Genomic DNA, 1,919 nt, shown 5'->3' on the forward strand with positions numbered 1-1,919 from the left:
GGAATCATCGCCCGGAACACCAACACAGGGACGCAGAGCACGATCAGCGAACTGTGGTCCTATCTCCCCGGCAGCCCCTCACCGGGCGAGCTCTGCATCAGCCGAACGTAAAACAGGGCCCCGCGCTGTGACCTGACCGGCACCCGTCCCTGCCTGACTCACTTCTGAGCCCGGCGCATCACTGATGCACACACCCCCTGGCGCCCACGCGCCCCCTGACGTCTTGAAGGACCTATCAGCCATGAACAACACGAAGATTCTGACCCTTTCCGCGACCGCCATCGCCGCGGCACTCGCCCTCGCAGGCTGCTCAACCGGCCCCTCCACACCATCCGCCACCTCCAGCAGCCCCGCTTCCTCCGCCAGCTCCATGCCGGGAATGGGCCAGGGCCCCGGAATGATGTCCAGCAGCGCACCGGCCGCCGCCACCGAACACAACGAGGCCGACACCATGTTCGCCCAGGGAATGATTCCGCACCACGAACAGGCCGTGGAAATGAGCGAGATGATGCTCCAGAAGAAGGACATCCCCGCATCGGTCACCGACCTGGCCACACGGATCAAAGCAGCCCAGGCACCCGAGATCGAAACGATGACCGGCTGGCTCAAGACCTGGAACGAATCCCCGACCATGGGTGCCGGCCACACCATGGACGGCATGATGGGCGCAGGCGACATGAAACAGCTCGAGGCCGCCCAGGGCACCGAAGCGGCCAAGCTCTTCCTGACGCAAATGGTTGCCCACCACCAGGGCGCCGTCATGATGGCCCAGACCGAAATGTCCCAGGGTAAGAACGCCGACGCGATCAAACTCAGCAAAGACATCGNCGCCGACGCGATCAAACTCAGCAAAGACATCGTGACCGCCCAGGAAGCCGAAATCAAGGAAATGCAGGACCTGCTGGCCACCCTCTGACCGGTGTCCCAAGGCGCCGGCCCTCACGGGCCGGCGCCCATCCCCTGCCCTGCCCCACCTGAATCCCTGGAGCCCCCATGCCCAATCCCTCCCGCCCCCGGGCCCGCGCCACAGCTGTTCTGGCAGCCGGCGCCGGCCTCATCCTTGCCCTGTCAGCCTGCAGCCCGTCCTCCGTCCCGGCGGACCCCTCCCCCGCAATCAGCAACGGCAGCAGCCCCCTGCCGGACGCCCACGTTCACGGGCTGAGCGTCAGCAGCACAACCGGCCAGGTGCTCCTGGCCACCCACGAGGGCCTGTTCGACATCACGAAACAACCCGCTGCCAAAATCGGCCCCACCAACGACCTGATGGGATTCACCGGCGGCACCGACCACGGCGTCCTCTACGCATCCGGACACCCCGGACAAGGCTCCGACATGGCCAATCCGCTCGGGCTGATCCGATCCACCGACGCCGGTAAAACCTGGGAAAAGCTCTCCCTTCAGGGTGAATCCGACTTCCACGCGCTCACCGCAACCAAATCCGGAATCGTCGGCTTCGACGGCGCCCTGCGCACCAGCCCGGACGGCAAAATCTGGAACACTGCGTCCGCGGATTTCGTCCCGGCCGCCCTCGCCGGAAACCCCACCAGCGACACCGTCCTGGCAACCACCCCACAAGGGATCCGCCGCTCAACGGACGGCGGCAGGACCTGGAACACGGTGGACTCCGCACCCGTGGTCCAGTTCGCGGCTTTCGCCACCCCCGCCGAGGCGGTCGGAGTCGAACCCGACGGGACCGTCCACACCTCCACGGACGCCGGCGCGATCTGGACCCGAAAGGGCAAAATCCAGGACACGGTCCAGGCTGTGGCTGCAGTCAAGGGCCCGGGGGCAAGCCCAACCATCTGGGCCGCCACGGCCAACGGGGTCGTCGTCTCCACCGACGGCGGAGTCACGTTCCGGCCCGCCGAGGCCTCCTGACCGCACGAGCACTGCAGGATCTGCGCCGAGACCTTCCGCCG

At 66.6% G+C, this 1,919-nt stretch carries 2 protein-coding genes; both read left to right on the forward strand.

Annotated elements, in window-relative coordinates; genetic code table 11:
* Nucleotides 1-241: 241 nt before the first annotated feature.
* Nucleotides 242-916, forward strand: coding sequence for a DUF305 domain-containing protein (locus AC50YC_RS19765; RefSeq protein ID WP_494954969.1), 675 nt, complete (start codon nucleotides 242-244; stop codon nucleotides 914-916).
* Nucleotides 917-993: 77 nt separating this feature from the next.
* On the forward strand, nucleotides 994-1,878 hold the full coding sequence (locus AC50YC_RS19770) for a F510_1955 family glycosylhydrolase (protein ID WP_494954970.1): 885 nt from the start codon (nucleotides 994-996) through the stop codon (nucleotides 1,876-1,878).
* Nucleotides 1,879-1,919 lie beyond the last annotated feature (41 nt).

The sequence above is a fragment of the Pseudarthrobacter sp. MDT1-56 genome, assembly GCF_059383555.1.

Excerpts from the sequence above, each read along its gene's own strand:
- AC50YC_RS19770 (WP_494954970.1), top strand. The coding sequence starts at position 994 with ATGCCCAATCCCTCCCGCCCCCGGGCCCGCGCCACAGCTGTTCTGGCA.